This window comes from Blastococcus sp. DSM 46786 (assembly GCF_900109665.1).
GTDB lineage: Bacteria > Actinomycetota > Actinomycetes > Mycobacteriales > Geodermatophilaceae > Blastococcus > Blastococcus carthaginiensis.
The window spans coordinates 73308-89758 of sequence record NZ_FOAO01000023.1 but is presented as its reverse complement, the minus strand read 5'-3'; the positions used below and the strand labels follow the sequence as shown (position 1 = coordinate 89758).

The window sequence follows — 16451 nt, the reverse complement described above, 5'->3', positions numbered from 1 at the left end:
TCTTTCCACCACCAGACCATGCGGTCAGCGGTCATATCCGGTATTAGCCCCAATTTCTTGGAGTTATCCCAGAGCCAGGGGCAGGTTGCCCACGTGTTACTCACCCGTTCGCCACTGATCCCCACCGAAGTGGTTCACCGTTCGACTTGCATGTGTTAAGCACGCCGCCAGCGTTCGTCCTGAGCCAGGATCAAACTCTCCGTAGATGATTTGATACCGGCTGAGAACCGAGAGCTGACACTCTCGATATCAATCAACCAAAGGAATCCCAGCCGATCCGAAGACCGGCACGGGGTATTACTTGGCACTGACTTTCGGCACGCTGTTGAGTTCTCAAGGAGCGGACGCGCAGAAACTCGACCCTTCCGGGCTTCGTCCCTGGCTGGATGTCCAACTCTACGCCGGTTTCCAGCAGCCCGTCTAGCGGGGGCTGGTCCGGCGGCCCTCCCGGGCCGCGCGGCGCAAAGAGAAAGTTACGTGGCTGCGCAGGCGGTGTCAAACCCGTGTCCGGTGACGCCCGACACGCTGCCGCCACACGGCTGTCGTCGGGCGTTCACCCGCCCCTCAGCCTCAGCCGGCCCGCCGGACGCCGGCGATCGAACGGCGCCCGCGGCGGAGGACGAGCCAGCCGCCGGGCAGCCAGACGTCCTCTCCCGGCCGCGCCTCGCCGTCGGTCACCCGCTCGTTGTTCAGGTAGGCGCCGCCCTCCTTGACCGTGCGCCGTGCCTCTGACAGCGAACCGACCAGGCCGGTCTGCTGCAGCAGCTGCGCCACGGTCGGCAGCTCGCCGTCGACCGTGATGCTGCCCGCCTCCTGGAGTGCCGCACCGAGCATGGCCTCGTCCAGGGAGCGCAGGTCCTCGCGGCCGAACAGCGCACGGCCGGCCGCCTCGGCCTGGCGGAGCTGCTCGGGCCCGTGCACCAGCCGCGTGAGCTCCTCGGCCAGCGCCCGCTGCGCCGCCCGGGCGGCCGGCCGCTCGAGGCTCTCGGCCACCAGCGCCTGCACCTCCTCGGCGGGGCGCTCGGAGTAGAGCGGCAGCCACGCGCGGGCGTCGGCGTCCTCGGCGTTCAGCCAGAACTGGAAGAAGGCGTACGGCGATGTGAGCGCCGGGTCGAGCCACACCGCCCCGCCCTCGGACTTCCCGAACTTGGTGCCGTCGGACTTGGTCACCAGCGGCGTGCTGAGCGCGTGCACCCGTGCACCCTCGGTCCGGCGGACCAGGTCGATGCCCGCGGTCAGGTTGCCCCACTGGTCGGAGCCGCCTGTCTGGAGCGTGACCCCGTGCCGCCGGTGCAGCTCCCGGTAGTCGTTGGCCTGCAGGATCTGGTAGCTGAACTCCGTGTAGCTGATGCCGGCCTCCGAGTTCAGCCGGGCGGACACCGCCTCCTTGGCCAGCATCTGGCTTACCCGGAAGTGCTTGCCCAGCTCGCGGAGGAAGTCGATCGCCGACACCGGCGCCGTCCAGTCCAGGTTGTCCACGTAAATCGGCGCCTTCGTGCCGTCCGCCTCAGCGGGCACCTCCAGGAACGGCGCGACCTGCTCCCGGATCCGCTCCACCCAGGCGCCGACCGTGTCGCGGTCGTTGAGCTGGCGCTCGGCCGAGGGGCGCGGGTCACCGATCAGCCCGGTCGCCCCGCCGACGAGGACGACGGGCTCGTGACCGGCCCGCTGCAGCGCCCGCAGGACCATGAACTGGAGCAGGTGGCCGACGTGGAGGCTCTGCGCCGTCGGGTCGAAGCCGGCGTAGTAGGTGACCGGGCCCTCGGCGAGGTGGGCGCGCAGGGCGGCCTCGTCGGTGCTCTGGGCGATCAGCCCGCGGCGGTGCAGCTCGTCGATGACTCCGGGAGCGGAAGGCGTGGTCACGGGGGTCCATCCTGCCCGCCCCGGCGGCGACGCGGTCGGCCACCCGACCGGAATGCGCTCACCGACGGGGCGCCGGTCTCCCAGAACCGCCAGGGCAGTTCGGTCGCCACGCTGATCCCGACGCGGGGGCCGGCCGAGACGGCGGCCGGCGGGGCCCCCCGGTGCAGCCGCACCGGGGAGGACGGGTCCAGCAGGTCGGTGCCCAGGTCGGCGCGCCCGACGGCGAGCGCCTGCGTCAGCCGGGCGGGCCCTCCGGCCAGGTCACGCGCGGTGCGCGCCGCTGGTCGTCGGGCCTGCGCCAGCTCCTCCCCCAGCACTACCTCCCCGGCCCGCAGCAGGACCGCCGAGCCCTCGCCCTCCTGCCCCACGACGACGTTGGCGCACCAGTGCACCCCGTAGGAGAAGTACACGTACAGCCGTCCCGGCGGCCCGAACATGATCGCCGCGCGCGGCGTGGGGCCCCGGTGGGAGTGCGCCGCGGGGTCGACGCCCGACCCGGAGTAGGCCTCGACCTCGGTGAGCCGCAGCGCGACGGTGCCCTCCGGCCGGTCGGTGACAACCCAGCACCCCAGCAGGGACGGCGCCACCCCGTCGACCGGTCCGAGCAGGTCCTCCGCCCGGACCAGCGACCCCGGTCCGGGTGGCGGCACGTTCAGAGGGCCGCCGCCACGGGCGAGGACACCGCCCACTCGGCGTGCTGCCGCGCCGCCTCGGCGAGCTGGGTCAGCTGCCCGGCGACGCGCTCCGGCGCCGTCCCGCCCCGGGCCGACCGCGCGGCCAGCGCGCCCGGCACCGACAGCACGGCGCGGACGTCGGGAGTGAGCCGCTCGTCGATGCCGGCGAGCTGCTCGTCGTCCAGCTGGTCGAGCTCGAGCCCGGCCTCCTCGCAGAAGGCCACCATCGCACCGGAGATCTCGTGCGCCGACCGGAAGGGGACGCCCTGCCGGACCAGCCACTCCGCGACGTCGGTGGCCAGGGCGAAGCCCTGCGGCGCGGCCGCCTCCAGCACCTCGGGGCGCAGGGTGAGGGTCGCGACCATCCCGGTCACCGCCGGCAGGAGCAGGAGCAGCTGCTCCATCGAGTCGAAGACCGGCTCCTTGTCCTCCTGCAGGTCGCGGTCGTAGGCCAGCGGCAGGCCCTTCAGCATCGTCAGCAGGCCCGTCAGGTTGCCGACGAAGCGGCCGGACTTGCCCCGGGCCAGCTCGGCGATGTCGGGGTTCTTCTTCTGCGGCATGATCGACGACCCGGTGGCCCAGGCGTCGTCCAGGCGCGCCCAGCCGAACTCGGTCGACGTCCAGAGCACGACCTCCTCCCCCAGCCGGGAGAGGTGGACGCCGATCAGCGCCGTCGCGAAGCAGAACTCCGCGGCGAAGTCCCGGTCGCTCACCCCGTCGATCGAGTTGTCCGATGCGCGGTCGAAGCCGAGCTCGGCGGCGACGGCGTCCGGGTCCAGCGGCAGCGAGGAGCCGGCGAGCGCGCCGGAGCCGTAGGGGCTCACAGCGGTCCGCCGGTCCCAGTCCCGCAGCCGGTCGACGTCGCGGGCGAAGGCGTGCGCGTGGGCGAGCAGCTGGTGGGCGAAGAGCACCGGCTGGGCGTGCTGCAGGTGCGTCATGCCGGGTGCGGCGACGTCCTGGTAGCGCTCGGCCAGGCCGACCAGCGCATACTCCAGCGACGACAGCTCCCCGACCAGCGACCGCACGGTGTGCCGCAGGTAGAGCCGCAGGTCGGTGGCGATCTGGTCGTTGCGGCTGCGGCCGGCGCGCAGCTTGCCGCCGAGGGCACCCAGCTTCTCGGTGAGCCCGCGCTCGAGCGCCTCGTGCACGTCCTCGTCGGACTCGACCGCGACGAAGGTGCCGGCGGCGACCTCGTCCGACAGCTCCCGCAGCGCGCCGAGCATCTGCTCCAGCTCGTCGTCGGCGAGCAGCCCGGCGCGGTGCAGCACCCGGGCGTGCGCCCGGGAGCCGGCCAGGTCGAAGGGGGCGAGCTTCCAGTCGAAGTGGGTGGACCTAGACAACGCAGTCAGGGCGTCCGATGGGCCACCGCCGAAGCGCCCGCCCCAGAGCCGGGTGTGGGTCGCGGGGGCGTTCGGGACGGTCACGGGGTCGTTCCTCCGGAGGGGTCGTCGGCCAGGTCGCTGTGCAGCTCGGGGTAGACGGCGGGGGTGCGGGCGGCCATGGCCCGCAGCCGCTCCGCGAGCGCGGGGCCGCCGTCGGGATCGCGCGACACCACCAGGAGAGTGTCGTCGCCGGCGATCGTTCCCAGCACGTCGGGGAGGCCGACCTTGTCCAGGGCCGAGGCCAGGAACTGCGCGGCCCCGGGCGGGGTGCGCAGCACCGCCAGGTTGGCGCTGCCCTCGGCCGCGGTGAGCAGGTCGGCCAGCAGGCGGGTGAGCCGGGCGGGCGCGGCCTGCGCCGGGCGCAGCGGCGCGTTCTCCGGCGGCAGCACGTAGGAGGCCGGCGCGCCGTCGGAGCCGCGCAGCTTCACCGCGCCCAGCTCCTCCAGGTCCCGCGAGAGCGTGGCCTGGGTGACCTCGATGCCCGACTCGGCCAGCAGCACGGCCAGCTGGGTCTGCGAGGTGATCGAACGGGCCTCGATGAGCTCGCGGATGCGGGCCTGGCGCGCCGAGCGGTTGAGGGCAGAGGTCATGCGCGCGCCAGGAGTCGCGGGAGCCCTGCGGAGCAGCGGCGAGCCGGGTCGGCGACGGTCACGAACTCTTCTCCAGGAGCCAGATGAGCACAGCCTTCTGCGCGTGCAGCCGGTTCTCCGCCTCGTCCCAGACCGCGCTCTGCGGCCCGTCGATCACCTCGGCGGCGATCTCCTTGCCGCGGTAGGCCGGCAGGCAGTGCAGGACGACGGCGTCGGCGGCGGCGCGGGCGAGGGCGGCGTCGTCCACCGCGTAGGGCAGGAACGGCGCGACGCGCGTGTCGTACTCGTCCTCCTGCCCCATCGACACCCAGGTGTCGGTGACCAGGACGTCGGCCCCGTCGGCGGCGGCCGCGGCGTCCGGCGTCCACGCCACCGAGCCGCCGGTCTCCGCCGCGATCCGACCCGCCCGCTCCAGCACGGCGGGGTCGGGCCGGAAGGACTCGGGCGAGCCGATCCGCACGTGCATGCCCGCCGTCGCACCGCCGAGCAGGTAGGAGTGCGCCATGTTGTTGGCGCCGTCGCCGAGGTACGTCATCGACCGGCCGGCCAGCGAGCCCTTGCGCTCGATGACCGTCTGCAGGTCGGCCAGGATCTGGCAGGGGTGGTAGGCGTCGGTCAGCGCGTTGACCACCGGCACCCGGCTGACCGCCGCCATCGCCTCGATGCGGTCCTGGCCGAAGGTCCGCCACACGATCGCGGCGGCCTGCCGGTCGAGCACGCGGGTGGTGTCCTCGATCGGCTCCCCGCGCCCGAGCTGGCTGCTGCCGGCGTCGATGACCAGCGGGTAGCCACCGAGCTCGGCGACGCCCACGGAGAACGAGACCCGGGTGCGGGTGGAGGGCTTGTCGAACAGCACGGCGACCGCCTTCGGCACCCCGTTGGCGGCGCGCAGCGGGGTGGGCGCCTCGCCGGTGTGCCGGGAGGCCTTGAGGGAGGCGGCCAGGGTGAGCACCTCGGCCTGCTCGGCCGGGGTGAGGTCGTCGTCCTTGAGGAAGTGCCGGGTCACTGTGCTGATGGCTCCATTCCGTGCTCGTTCCGCTCCTCGGTCGCTGGCGCTCCCTGCGATGCTCGCTCGCACGTCATGTTCACGGCTCGCCCTCCATCGCGGTGTCGAGGGCGGCGGGCAGCGCGGCCACGAAGGCGTCCACCTGCGCGTCGGTGAGGACCAGCGGCGGGGCGAGCCGGAGCACGCCCGGGGCGACCGCGTTGGTCAGGAAGCCGGCGGCGCGCAGCTGCACCTCCAGGGCGGCGGCGACGTCGACGGTGAGGACGACGCCGAGCAGCGCGCCCCTCCCCCGGACGCCGCTGATGCCGGCGTGGCCGAGCGCCTCGATGCCGGCGGTGAAGCGGTGCTCGAGCTCTTTGGCGCGCTCCAGCAGCCCCTCGTCGCGGATGGTGTCGAGCACGGCGAGCGCGGCGGCGGCGGCGATCGGGTTGCCGCCGAAGGTGGAGCCGTGCGAGCCCGCGGTCAGCAGCTCCGCAGCCTCGCCGAAGGCCAGCATCGCGCCGATCGGCAGGCCTCCGCCGAGCGCCTTGGCCAGGGTGATGAGGTCGGGGTGCAGCCCGTCGGCCTGGTGCGCGAACCACGAGCCGGTGCGGCCGATCCCGGTCTGCACCTCGTCGACGGCGAACAGCGCGCCGACGTCGGTCGCGGCCGCGGCGGCCGCCGGCAGGTAGCCGGCCGGTGCGGGCAGCACGCCGCCCTCGCCCAGCATCGGCTCGAGCAGCACCATGGCCGTCTCGCCAGACACCGCCGCGCGCAGGGCGTCGGCGTCGCCGTAGGGCACGTAGGAGACCCCACCGGGCAGCGGCGCGAAGGCGGTGGCCTTCGAGGGCTGGCCGGTGAGCGCCAGCGCGCCCATCGTCCGGCCGTGAAAGGCGCCCTCGGCGGTGACCACCCGGGTGCGGCCGGTGAGGCGGCTGACCTTGAACGCCGCCTCGTTGGCCTCGGCCCCGGAGTTGCAGAAGAACACCCGACCCGGGCGCCCGGCCAGCTCCAGCAGCCGCTCGGCGAGCAGGATGCCCGGTTCGTGCATCGCCAGGTTGGAGACGTGACCGAGCTTCGCCCCCTGGGTGGTGATCGCCTCGACGACCCGGGGGTGCGCGTGCCCGAGGATGGTGGTCGCGATGCCGCCGAGCAGGTCGGTGTACTCCCGCCCGTCGACGTCGGTGACGGTCGCCCCGGCGCCGGAGTCGAGGGCGACCGGCGGCGCCTTGTAGTTGTTCATCATCACGGCCGACCAGCGGCGGGCCAGCTCCTCCGTGCGCGTGGTCATGCTGTGCCCTCCTTCTGGTCCCTGGCCGGGACGACCATCGTCCCGGTGCCCTCGGTGGTGAACGTCTCCAGGAGCAGGGCGTGCGGGGTGCGGCCGTCGACGACGGTCGCCCGCTTCACCCCGCCCTCGACCGCCCGCAGGCAGGCGGCCATCTTCGGGATCATCCCGGCGTCGAGGTCGGTGAGGATCTCCGCCAGCTCGCGGGCGTCGATCTGCTGGACCAGCGAACCGCGGTCGGGCCAGTCGGCGTAGAGGCCCTCGACGTCGGTCAGCACGACCAGCTTCACCGCGCCCAGCGCCGCGGCCAGTGCGGCGGCGGCGGTGTCGGCGTTGACGTTGTGCACGACGCCGTCCGCGTCCGGGGCCACGCTCGCCACGACCGGGATGTGACCGGCCTCGAGCAGCGCCGTGACCGGGGTGGTGTCGACGGCGGCGATGTCGCCGACCAGCCCGACGTCCACCGGCTCGCCGTCGACGACCGCGGCGGTCCGCCGGGCCGTGAGCAGCCCGCCGTCCTCACCGGAGAGGTGCACGGCCATGGGGCCGTGCTGGTTGATCAGCCCGACGATGTCGGGGCCGACCTGCCCGGTGAGCACCATGCGGACGACGTCGATCGTCTCCGGCGTGGTCACGCGCAGGCCGCCGCGGAACTCGCTGGCGATGCCCAGCCGGCCGAGCATCTCGGTGATCTGCGGGCCGCCCCCGTGCACGACGACGGGCAGGATGCCGCAGGTCCGGAGGAACACCATGTCGTCGGCGAACGCGCGCCGGCACTCGTCGTCGACCATGGCGTGCCCGCCGTACTTGATGACGACGACCTTGCCGTGGAACTCCTTCAGCCAGGGCAGCGCGCCGGTGAGGACGGCGACCTTGGCGGCGTCGCCCTCGGGGTCGTGGGTGCGCATGACCCGGCTGGTGCCGACCCGGCGGGGCAGCTTGGGCGGCGGCGCCGGCTCGTCGATGCGGACGTCGGGCGGGGTGGGGTCCTGCTGGCTCATGTCGAGTAGGCCGAGTTCTCGTGCACGTAGGCGATGGACAGGTCGTTGGTCCAGATCGTGGCCTGCTCGGCGCCGGCCCGGAGGTCGACGTCGATGGTGATCTCCCGGCCGGTGAGGTCGACGCCCTCGCGCGGGTCGCCGATCGAGCCGCCCCGGCAGACGGTGACGCCGTTGATCGTCACGTCGACCCGGTCGGCCTCGAAGGCGGCGTCGGTGGTGCCGATCGCGGCGAGCACGCGGCCCCAGTTGGGGTCGTTGCCGAACAGCGCCGTCTTGAGCAGGTTGTTGCGCGCGCAGGCCCGGCCCGCGGTGAGCGCGTCGGTGACGGTGGCCGCGTTCCGGACGGTGATCGCGATGTCCTTGGTCGAGCCCTCGGCGTCGGCGAGCAGCTGCATCGCCAGGTCCGTCGCCGCCGCGGTGAGCGCCTCGGTGAGCTCCTCCTCGCTCGGCGTGACGCCGCTCGCGCCGTTGGCCAGCACGATGACGGTGTCGTTGGTCGAGAGGCACCCGTCGGAGTCGACCCGCTCGAAGCTGACCGCGGTGGCCGTCTCCAGCGCCCGCTGCAGGACGTCGGGGTCGGCGGCGGCGTCGGTGGTGAGGACGACGAGCATCGTGGCCAGGCTCGGGGCGAGCATGCCGGCGCCCTTGGCCATCCCGCCGACGGTGAAGCCCTCGCGCAGCTGCGCCGTCGTCTTGGGCACGCTGTCGGTGGTCATGATCGCCCGTGCCGCGTCGGCGCCGCCGTCCTCGGAGAGCTGGCGGGCCGCGGCGGTGACGCCGGCGATGAGCTTCGCCATGGGGAGCCGCACGCCGATCAGGCCGGTGCTCGCGACGGCGACGTCGATCGCCCCGATCCCGAGCTCCGCGGCGGCGTGCTCGGCGGTGGCGTGGGTGTCCTGGAAGCCCTCGGGCCCGGTGCAGGCGTTGGCGCCCCCGGAGTTGAGGACGACAGCGCGGGCCCGCTGACCGGCGAGCACCTGGCGGCTCCACTGCACCGGCGCGGCCGGGAAGCGGTTGGTGGTGAACACCGCGGCCCCGGCGTCGTCGGGGCCGGTGTTGAGGACGACGGCGACGTCGGGGTCGCCGGAGGACTTGAGCCCGGCCGCGACCCCTGCGGCGCTGAACCCCTGGGGGGCGGTGGTGGTCACGGCGCGACTCCTACGACCGGGAGGCCGGTGGTCTCAGGGAGGCCCAGGGCGAGGTTGGCGCACTGGACCGCCGCTCCCCCGGTGCCCTTGGTGAGGTTGTCGACGGCGGCGACGACGACGAGCCGGCGGGCGTCGGCGTCGACGGCCAGTTGCAGCGCGACGGTGTTCGCGCCGAGCACCTGGGCCGTCGTGGGCCACTGGCCCTCGGGCAGCACGTGCACGAACGGCTCGTCGGCGTAGGCCTGCGCGTACGCGGCCCGGGCGGCCTCGGCATCGACCCCGGGCCGCAGCGGCGCCGAGCAGGTGGCGAGGATGCCCCGGCTCATGGGCACCAGGGTCGGCGTGAAGCTGACGGTGACCCCCGTACCGCCCGCCTGCGACAGACCCTGGACCATCTCCGGCGTGTGCCGGTGCACGCCCCCGACGCCGTAGGCGCTGGCCGCGCCCATGACCTCGCTGCCGAGCAGGTGGGCCTTCGGCGACTTGCCCGCACCACTGGTGCCGCTGGCGGCCACCACGACGACGTCGGGCTCCACCAGGCCGTTGGCGAGCGCCGGGGCCATCGCGAGGGTGACCGAGGTCGGGTAGCAGCCGGGGACGGCGACACGCGTGGCTCCCGCGAGCTTCTCGCGCTGGCCGGGGAGCTCGGGCAGGCCGTAGGGCCAGGTGCCGGCGTGCACGCCGCCGTACCAGCGCACCCAGGCGGCGGGGTCGTTCAGCCGGTGGTCGGCGCCGCAGTCGATGACCAGCGTCTCGGCGGGCAGCTGGTCGGCGATCGCCGCGGACTCCCCGTGCGGCAGCGCCAGGACGACGACGTCGTAGCCGGCGAGGCTCGCCGCGTCGCTGGGCCGGACGGTCAGGTCGGCGAACGGGAGCAGGTGGGGCTGCAGCTCACCCAGGCGTCGGCCGGCGCTCGAGTTGGCGTGCACCCCGGCCAGCCGGAGGTCGGGGTGCCCGGCCAGCAGCCGGCACACCTCTCCCCCGGCGTACCCGGTGGCGCCGGTGACCCCGACCGTCCACGTCTTCCCTGTGTTCACGATGCATGACCATACACGCTCATGCATAGCCGTTCACCAGGAGTTCCCGGCCACGGGACCGGAGGATTCAGCCGCCTCGTCAGTCCTGCGGTGGTCGGTGCTCTGCCGGCCGACCGGGTACGCGCGCGACGAGCAGGACGACGTCGTCCTCGCTGTCGCCGCCGGTGAGTCGCGCCAGCACCTCGTCGCAGAGCTGCTCGATGGGCAGACCGTGCAGTTCCTCCACCGCCTGCCGGAGCTGCTCGATGCCGTCGTCGAACAGCTGGTCGCGCCGCTCGACGAGCCCGTCGGTGTACAGCACCAGTGCCGTTCCGGGTGGCATCTCGACCTCGCGGTCCGTGCGCCGGCCTTCGACGTGCGCGCCCAGCAGGACCTCCGGGGCGCCGGCGAGCAGCTCGCAGCGGCCGTCGGTGTGCACCAGCAGCGGCGGCGGGTGCCCCGCGTTGGACCACCGGAGCCGCAACGTGCGGCCGCTCGGGTCCTCGTCGCTCGGCCACAGCTGGCAGAGGACGGCGGTGGCCAGGTTCGCCACGTGCAGGCGCGCCAGGGCATCGTCCAGTGCGGACAGGACGGCTTCCGGGGATCCCCGGAGCGTCTGCGCCACGCCGCGCAGCACGTTGCGCACCTGGGCCATCGCGGCGGCCGCGGTGCGGTCGTGGCCGGCGACGTCGCCCACGACCAGCGTCATCGCCCCGTCGACGGTGGAGAAGGCGTCGTACCAGTCACCGCCGATCTCCGCTTCGCGTGCGGCCGGCTGGTAGCGGGCGGCCATCTGCAGCCGGTCGGACCGCGGCAGGGGCGCGAGCAGGCTGCGCTGCAGGCTCTCGGAGAGCCGGCGCACCTCCCGGACTGCCTCCCGCTCCGCCGCCTGGGCAGCAAGCCGGTCCAGCGCCAGCGCCGTCAGCGCGGCCAGTGCCGTGACGAGCACCTTGTCCGAGACCAGCCACGGCCTGCGGTTCTCGAACGCGAGGGCCAACGAGCCGATGGCCCGGCCGTGCACAACCAACGGCACGGCGGCGGTCGCCTCGGTGCGCGCCCGCTCGTACACCTCCAGGGCCCCGGGGAACGACCGCACCCCCTCAGCCCGATCGTCCAGGAACTGGGGTCGCCCGGCCACAGCGGCGTGCACGATGGGCAGCGGAGCGTCGACCGGCAGGGTCGCGACGTCGGTTCGCAGCTCATCGTCGAAGAACGTCGTCCCCAGGATCCGGACGTGCGTGCCACGCGGCTCCACGAGGCACAACGCGGCTCCCTGTGCGCCGAGGACCGAGGCGCCACGGCCGCTGATGACGGCGAGCACGTCGTCCTCCGACCCGGCGTCGGCCAGGGCGCGGGCCACCGCGACCAGTGCGCCCAGCCGTTCGGCGTCCACGGCCGCGGCACGTTCCGCGGTGACGTCGCGGAAGTACCAGGCCCACCCGATGTAATCGCCGTCCGGACCGCGCAGTGCCGTGCCGTACCGGTCCAGGACGCGGCCGTCGAGCAGCAGCAGCTCGTCGCGGGCAGCCCCCGCCGCCTGCGCGTAGAGATCGTGCACCCGGGCCAGGAAGGCGTCGGGGTCGACGAGCTTGTCGAGCACCGAGGCGAGCGCGGCGTCGTCGTCACCCGAGGCGACGATCTCGGCCGGGATCGGCCAGATCTCCTGGAACTTGCGGTTGGAGGTGATCATGACGCCGTCCGACGAGACGACGACCATCCCGTCCAGACCACCCTCGACGGCGGCCCGCAGGAGGTGGAGATCGCGGAGCGGGTCCTGGGTCGCCGGCCGCCTGGGGTGCTCCTCGGCCCGACCGTGCATCGCGCTCACGCCTCCACCGGCGCGAGACGCACCTACCGACAGCTCGTCACCAGGAACCCTACGTGGCGCACGACGCCCGTGGGAGGCGACCGCCGGCGGTGCTCACGCCAGCGGGTCGGTGTCGCCGTAGGGACGCAGCCGCAGCTGCCGGGCGGTGCCCTCCGGGGTCACCGAGCGCAGGGTCTCGAGGTCGTCCTTCCCCGCGCGCACGAACCGGCCCGACCACCGGTCGAGGTCGCCCGCCGCGATCGCCGCGACGATCTCGACGACCTTCTCCGGCGGCGTCCAGTCCTCGAACCCCTGCCACATGCGCATCGACCGGGTCATCGGGGTGTCGACGACCCCGGGTGCCACGTCGAAGGCCCGGACGTCGGAGCCCTCGAGCGCGAGCACGAGGGACTCGGTGATCCGCATCAGCCCGGTCTTGGCGACCGAGTAGGCCGAGTAGTCGGGGTTGGCGCGGGTGCTCATCCCGCTGGCGATGCTCACCACCCGGCCGCGGTTGCGCAGCAGCATCCACGGGACGACGGCGCGGCTGAGCAGGAAACTGCCCCGCAGGTGGCTGCTGACGACGTCCCACCACTGCTCGGGGTCGGCCTCCCACAGCGGCACCTCGGCCTCGTCGATCAGCCCCGCGTTGTTCACCAGCAGGTCGACCGGCCCCAGCTGCTCCCGCACCTCGCCCACCGCGGCCTCGACCGAGGCCTGATCGGTGACGTCGGCGGCCACGGCCAGCGTGCGGCCCCCGGTGGCGTCGGCGACCTCGGCCATGGCCGCGCGCAGCCGCTCGTCGCCGCGGGCCAGCCCGGCCACGGCCATCCCTCGGCGCGCCAGCCCCTCGACCAGGTGCCGGCCGATGCCCGTGGACGCCCCCGTGACGAGCGCAACCCCCTCCAGCTCAGGCACGGGGCTGCGCCCCGGTCGCCGCGGCGGCGGCCGCCATCGCCGCGTCGCGCACCGCGGTGGCCTCCTCGCTGGTGAGCGTCCGGTCCGGCGCCCGCAACGTCAGCGCGTACGCCAGCGACCGCGACCCGGCCGGCACCGGCGCGCCGGTGTAGACGTCGAAGAGGCGCAGGTGCTCCAGCAGCTCACCGGCGCCCTCCCGCAGCGCCGCGGCGACGTCGGCGGCGGGGATGTCGTCGGCCACCACGAGGGCGAGGTCGATGAGCACCGGTGGGAAGGTCGAGATCGACGGCGCCTGGGCCACGGTCGGCTCGGGCAGCGCGTCGGCGTCCAGCTCCATCACCGCGGTGCGGGCCGGCAGGCCGAGGACCTCGCACACCTTGGGGTGCAGCTCGCCCGCGTACCCGATGACCTGGCCGCCGACCAGCAGCGCGGCGCACCGGCCGGGGTGCCACGGGGCCCGCTCGGCCTGCTCGACGGTGAGCTCGGCTCCGGCGGCCGCGGCCACCACGCGCGCGGCCTGCACGGCATCGGCCCACGCGGCCGGCCGGCCCGGCCCCCACCAGCCACGCGGCTCGCGGTGCCCGGTCAGCGCCACCGCGACGTGCCACGGTTGCGCCGGCACCGCACCCAGGAGCGCCGCGAGCGTGGCGTCGTCCGGACGGCGGTCGGCCCCGGGCAGCGGCGCGGGTGCGCCGTCCCCACCGGGGAACACCGAGCCGTGCTCGAACAGGGCGACGTCGCGGAGCCCGCGGGCCAGGTTGCGGCCGAGCGCGGCGAGCAGGCCGGGCAGCAGCGTGGTGCGCAGTGCCGGGGCCTCCTCCGACAGCGGGTTGCGCACGGTGATCACCCGGCGCCGGTCGTCGTCCGCGGGGAGCCCGAGCGCGTCGAGCTGCGCCGGGCCGGTGAACGGGAACGCGGGAGCCTCCACGTAGCCGGCCTCGGCCAGCGCCCGGCCGATGCTGCGGCGGCGGCGCTGGCGCTCGGTGAGCCCGCCGCCGGGCGGGGCGGTGGGCAGGATCGAGGGGATCTCGTCGAACCCGCGAAAGCGCACGACCTCCTCGACCAGGTCGGCCGGCTCCAGCAGGTCGCCGCGCCAGGACGGCGGGGTCACGCGCAGGGCGTCGCCGTCGCCGGTCACCTCGGCGCCGATCGCGGTCAGCACCTCGAGCACCTCGGCGCGGGTGTAGGGCACGCCGGCGATCCGGCCGGGCAGCCCGGCGTCGATCGCGATCGACTCCCGCGGCGTGCGGGTGTCGACGTCGACCGGTGCGCCGACGACCCGCGCACCACCGTGCTCGGCGAGCAGGGCCGCGGCCCGGGCGAGCGCGACGACGGTGACCTCGGGGTCGGTGCCCCGCTCGAAGCGCTTGCCGGCCTCGCTGGGCAGCCGGTGCCGCCGCACGCCGCGGGAGATGCCGTTCGGCTCCCAGTGCGCGGCCTCCAGCAGCACCGCGCCGGTCGCGTCCCCGATCTCGGTCGACGCACCGCCCATGACCCCGGCCAGCCCGATGGGGCCCGACTCGTCGGTGATGAGCAGGTCGTCGTCGGTCAGCGCGCGGTCGGCGCCGTCCAGGGTGGTGAGCCGCTCCCCCGCCGTCGCCCGGCGGACCGTGATCGGACCGGTGACGGTGGTCCGGTCGAAGGCGTGCATCGGCTGGCCGAGCTCGAGCATCACGTAGTTGGTGACGTCGACGGCGAGCGAGATGCTGCGGATGCCGCACTGGGCCAGCCGGCGGCGCAGCGGCCAGGGGCTGGGCGCGGCCGGGTCGAGGTCCTCCACGGCGAGCATGGAGAACCGGTCGCAGCGGTCGGGGTCGGCGACGGTGACCTCCCACGCCGGCGCGCCGGGCCAGTCCGGCAGCGGCAGGTCGGCCGGGTCGCGCCAGGTCACGCCGAGCACGCCGGCCAGGTCGCGGGCGATCCCGCGCATCGACATGGCGTAGCCGCGGTCCGGCGTCACCTCGAGGTCGAAGACGACGTCCTCCAGGCCGAGGACGTCAGTGGCCGGCGTACCCGGCACGTAACCGCCCTGCCCGAGCACCAGGATGCCGGCGTGGTCCTCGCCGATGCCGAGCTCGCGGACCGAGCAGATCATTCCGTCGGAGACGTGGTCGTAGGTCTTCCGCGCGGCGATGGCGAAGTCGCCGGGGAGCACCGCACCGGGCAGCGCGGCGACCACCAGGTCGCCGACGGCGAAGTTCCGGGCGCCGCAGACGATGCCCCGCGGCTCGGGCTCCCCCACCTCGACCTGGCAGTAGCGGATCGGCTTCTTGAAGCCGGTGAGCTCCTCGATCTCCAGCACCCGGCCGACGACGAGGGGGCCGGCGGTCACCGGCGGGCGGACGACGTCCTCCACCTCGAAGCCGAGCCGGACGAAGGCGGCGTCGAGCTCCTCGACGGTGATGCCGGCCGGGAGGTCGACGAGCTCGGACAGCCAGCTGACGGGGACCTTCACTGCTCAACTCCGAAGACGCTGGTGAAGCGGACATCCGCCTCCGCGATGTCGTGCATGTCCGAGAGGGCCGACCGGAACTGCAGCGCCCGCTCGATGCCCATGCCGAAGGCGAAGCCGGTGTAGGTGTCGGGGTCGACGCCGCAGGCGCGCAGCACCCGCGGGTTGACCATCCCGCAGCCGCCCCACTCGACCCACTGCGGGCCGTCGCGGTGCTCGGGGAACCAGACGTCGAACTCGGCCGAGGGCTCGGTGAAGGGGAAGAAGTGCGGCCGCCACCGGGTGCGGGCGTCCGGGCCGAACAGCTGGCGGGCCAGGTGGTCCAGGGTGCCGCGCAGGTGGGCCATGGTGAGCCCGCGGTCCACGGCCAGGCCCTCGACCTGGTGGAAGACCGGCAGGTGCGTCGCGTCGAGCTCGTCGGTGCGGTACACCCGCCCCGGGGCGACGACGTAGATGGGCGGCTCCCGCTCGAGCATCGTGCGCGCCTGCACCGGGCTGGTGTGCGTGCGCAGCACCAGGCCGGAGTCCTCGTCCCCGTCCCGCCCACCCGCGACGAAGAACGTGTCCGAGAGCCACCGGGCCGGGTGGTCGGGGCCGAAGTTGAGCGCGTCGAAGTTCAGCCACTCCGCCTCGAGCTCCGGGCCGTCGGCCACCTCGTAGCCCATGCCGACGAAGATGTCGGCGATCCGGTCGATCAGAGTGGTCAGCGGGTGCCGGGCGCCGCGCGGGGTGCGGTCCCACGGCAGCGTGACGTCGACCCGCTCCTCGGCCAGCACCCGTGCGTCGCGCTCGGCCTCCAGCTCGGCCCGGCGCGCCTCGTAGGCCTCGGTGACCGCGACCCGGGCGGCGTTCACCCGCTTGCCGGCGTCGCTGCGCGCGGCCGGGGGCAGCGCACCCAGCTCCCGCCGGGCGAGCAGCACCGGGGCGCGGTCGCCCAGGTGGGCCGGGCGGACGGCGGCCAGCGCCTCCAGGTCCGCGGCCGCCGCGAACGCTCCGAGCGCGGCGCGCACCGCCTCGTCGAGGGCCTCGGGCGAGAGGGCGGCGACCTGCTTGGGGTCGTAGGGATCGTTGGCGCCAGACACGGGAGGCCATTCTGCCCGGCGTCCGCCCCCGCGCGCGCCTGGGTTCCGCTGCGAGGACGACGCGGCGTCACCGGCACCGGCGTCCTCCCCCACCGCGCAGCGTCCCGGGCGACCGCGTCCACCCTCACCACGCGGCGTCGCCGGTGACCGCGTCCGCCCTCACCGCACGGCGTCCTCCCCCACCGCAGACGCCGAGGGAGGACACGCCATGATCAGGTGAGGCTGATCGTGGACGAGCGGGCCGG

The 16451-nt window shown here is 74.4% G+C and carries 13 protein-coding genes and 1 rRNA gene; all 14 read right to left on the bottom strand.

The features are described from left to right. Positions 1-206: ribosomal RNA gene (locus BMW62_RS18935) — 16S ribosomal RNA — on the bottom strand; the annotation flags it as partial. A gap of 364 nt (positions 207-570) precedes the next feature. After that, the gene (gene tyrS, locus BMW62_RS18930) at positions 571-1863 is read right to left on the bottom strand and encodes a tyrosine--tRNA ligase (protein ID WP_091934263.1); all 1293 of its coding nucleotides are present in this window, start codon (positions 1861-1863) and stop codon (positions 571-573) included. Next, positions 1860-2513 carry a DNA-3-methyladenine glycosylase gene (locus BMW62_RS18925; protein ID WP_091934293.1) on the bottom strand — a complete coding sequence of 218 codons (654 nt, stop codon included), beginning with the start codon at positions 2511-2513 and terminating at the stop codon, positions 1860-1862. The genes tyrS and BMW62_RS18925 overlap by 4 nt, the downstream gene beginning before the upstream one ends. Before the next feature lie 2 nt (positions 2514-2515). Continuing rightward, on the bottom strand, positions 2516-3961 hold the full coding sequence (argH, locus tag BMW62_RS18920) for an argininosuccinate lyase (protein WP_091934260.1): 1446 nt from the start codon (positions 3959-3961) through the stop codon (positions 2516-2518). Then, the gene (locus tag BMW62_RS18915) at positions 3958-4509 is read right to left on the bottom strand and encodes an arginine repressor (RefSeq protein ID WP_091934257.1); all 552 of its coding nucleotides are present in this window, start codon (positions 4507-4509) and stop codon (positions 3958-3960) included. The genes argH and BMW62_RS18915 overlap by 4 nt, the downstream gene beginning before the upstream one ends. 58 nt (positions 4510-4567) lie before the next feature. Then, entirely contained in the window at positions 4568-5515 is a 948-nt protein-coding gene (gene argF, locus BMW62_RS18910; protein ID WP_091934254.1) for an ornithine carbamoyltransferase, read from the bottom strand. Positions 5516-5594: 79 nt separating this feature from the next. Further along, positions 5595-6785 carry an acetylornithine transaminase gene (locus BMW62_RS18905; RefSeq protein WP_091934251.1) on the bottom strand — a complete coding sequence of 397 codons (1191 nt, stop codon included), beginning with the start codon at positions 6783-6785 and terminating at the stop codon, positions 5595-5597. Beyond that, complete coding sequence (gene argB, locus BMW62_RS18900; RefSeq protein ID WP_091934249.1) at positions 6782-7783, bottom strand: acetylglutamate kinase; 1002 nt, start codon at positions 7781-7783, stop codon at positions 6782-6784. The genes BMW62_RS18905 and argB overlap by 4 nt, the downstream gene beginning before the upstream one ends. Then, positions 7780-8931, bottom strand: coding sequence for a bifunctional glutamate N-acetyltransferase/amino-acid acetyltransferase ArgJ (gene argJ / locus BMW62_RS18895; RefSeq protein ID WP_091934246.1), 1152 nt, complete (start codon positions 8929-8931; stop codon positions 7780-7782). Before argJ ends, argB begins: the two co-directional genes overlap by 4 nt. Next, entirely contained in the window at positions 8928-9968 is a 1041-nt protein-coding gene (argC, locus tag BMW62_RS18890) for an N-acetyl-gamma-glutamyl-phosphate reductase (RefSeq protein ID WP_211435196.1), read from the bottom strand. The genes argJ and argC overlap by 4 nt, the downstream gene beginning before the upstream one ends. A 79-nt stretch (positions 9969-10047) precedes the next feature. Continuing rightward, complete coding sequence (locus BMW62_RS18885) at positions 10048-11766, bottom strand: SpoIIE family protein phosphatase (protein ID WP_244524159.1); 1719 nt, start codon at positions 11764-11766, stop codon at positions 10048-10050. 102 nt (positions 11767-11868) lie between these two features. Continuing rightward, entirely contained in the window at positions 11869-12672 is an 804-nt protein-coding gene (locus BMW62_RS18880) for an SDR family NAD(P)-dependent oxidoreductase (protein ID WP_091934238.1), read from the bottom strand. After that, complete coding sequence (pheT, locus tag BMW62_RS18875; RefSeq protein ID WP_091934234.1) at positions 12665-15127, bottom strand: phenylalanine--tRNA ligase subunit beta; 2463 nt, start codon at positions 15125-15127, stop codon at positions 12665-12667. The genes BMW62_RS18880 and pheT overlap by 8 nt, the downstream gene beginning before the upstream one ends. After that, positions 15124-16206, bottom strand: coding sequence for a phenylalanine--tRNA ligase subunit alpha (gene pheS, locus BMW62_RS18870; protein WP_091934232.1), 1083 nt, complete (start codon positions 16204-16206; stop codon positions 15124-15126). The genes pheT and pheS overlap by 4 nt, the downstream gene beginning before the upstream one ends. Positions 16207-16451 lie beyond the last annotated feature (245 nt).

Excerpts from the sequence above, each read along its gene's own strand:
- argB (WP_091934249.1), bottom strand. The coding sequence starts at position 7,783 with ATGAGCCAGCAGGACCCCACCCCGCCCGACGTCCGCATCGACGAGCCG.
- BMW62_RS18915 (WP_091934257.1), bottom strand. The coding sequence starts at position 4,509 with ATGACCTCTGCCCTCAACCGCTCGGCGCGCCAGGCCCGCATCCGCGAG.
- BMW62_RS18885 (WP_244524159.1), bottom strand. The coding sequence starts at position 11,766 with ATGCACGGTCGGGCCGAGGAGCACCCCAGGCGGCCGGCGACCCAGGAC.
- BMW62_RS18905 (WP_091934251.1), bottom strand. The coding sequence starts at position 6,785 with ATGACCACGCGCACGGAGGAGCTGGCCCGCCGCTGGTCGGCCGTGATG.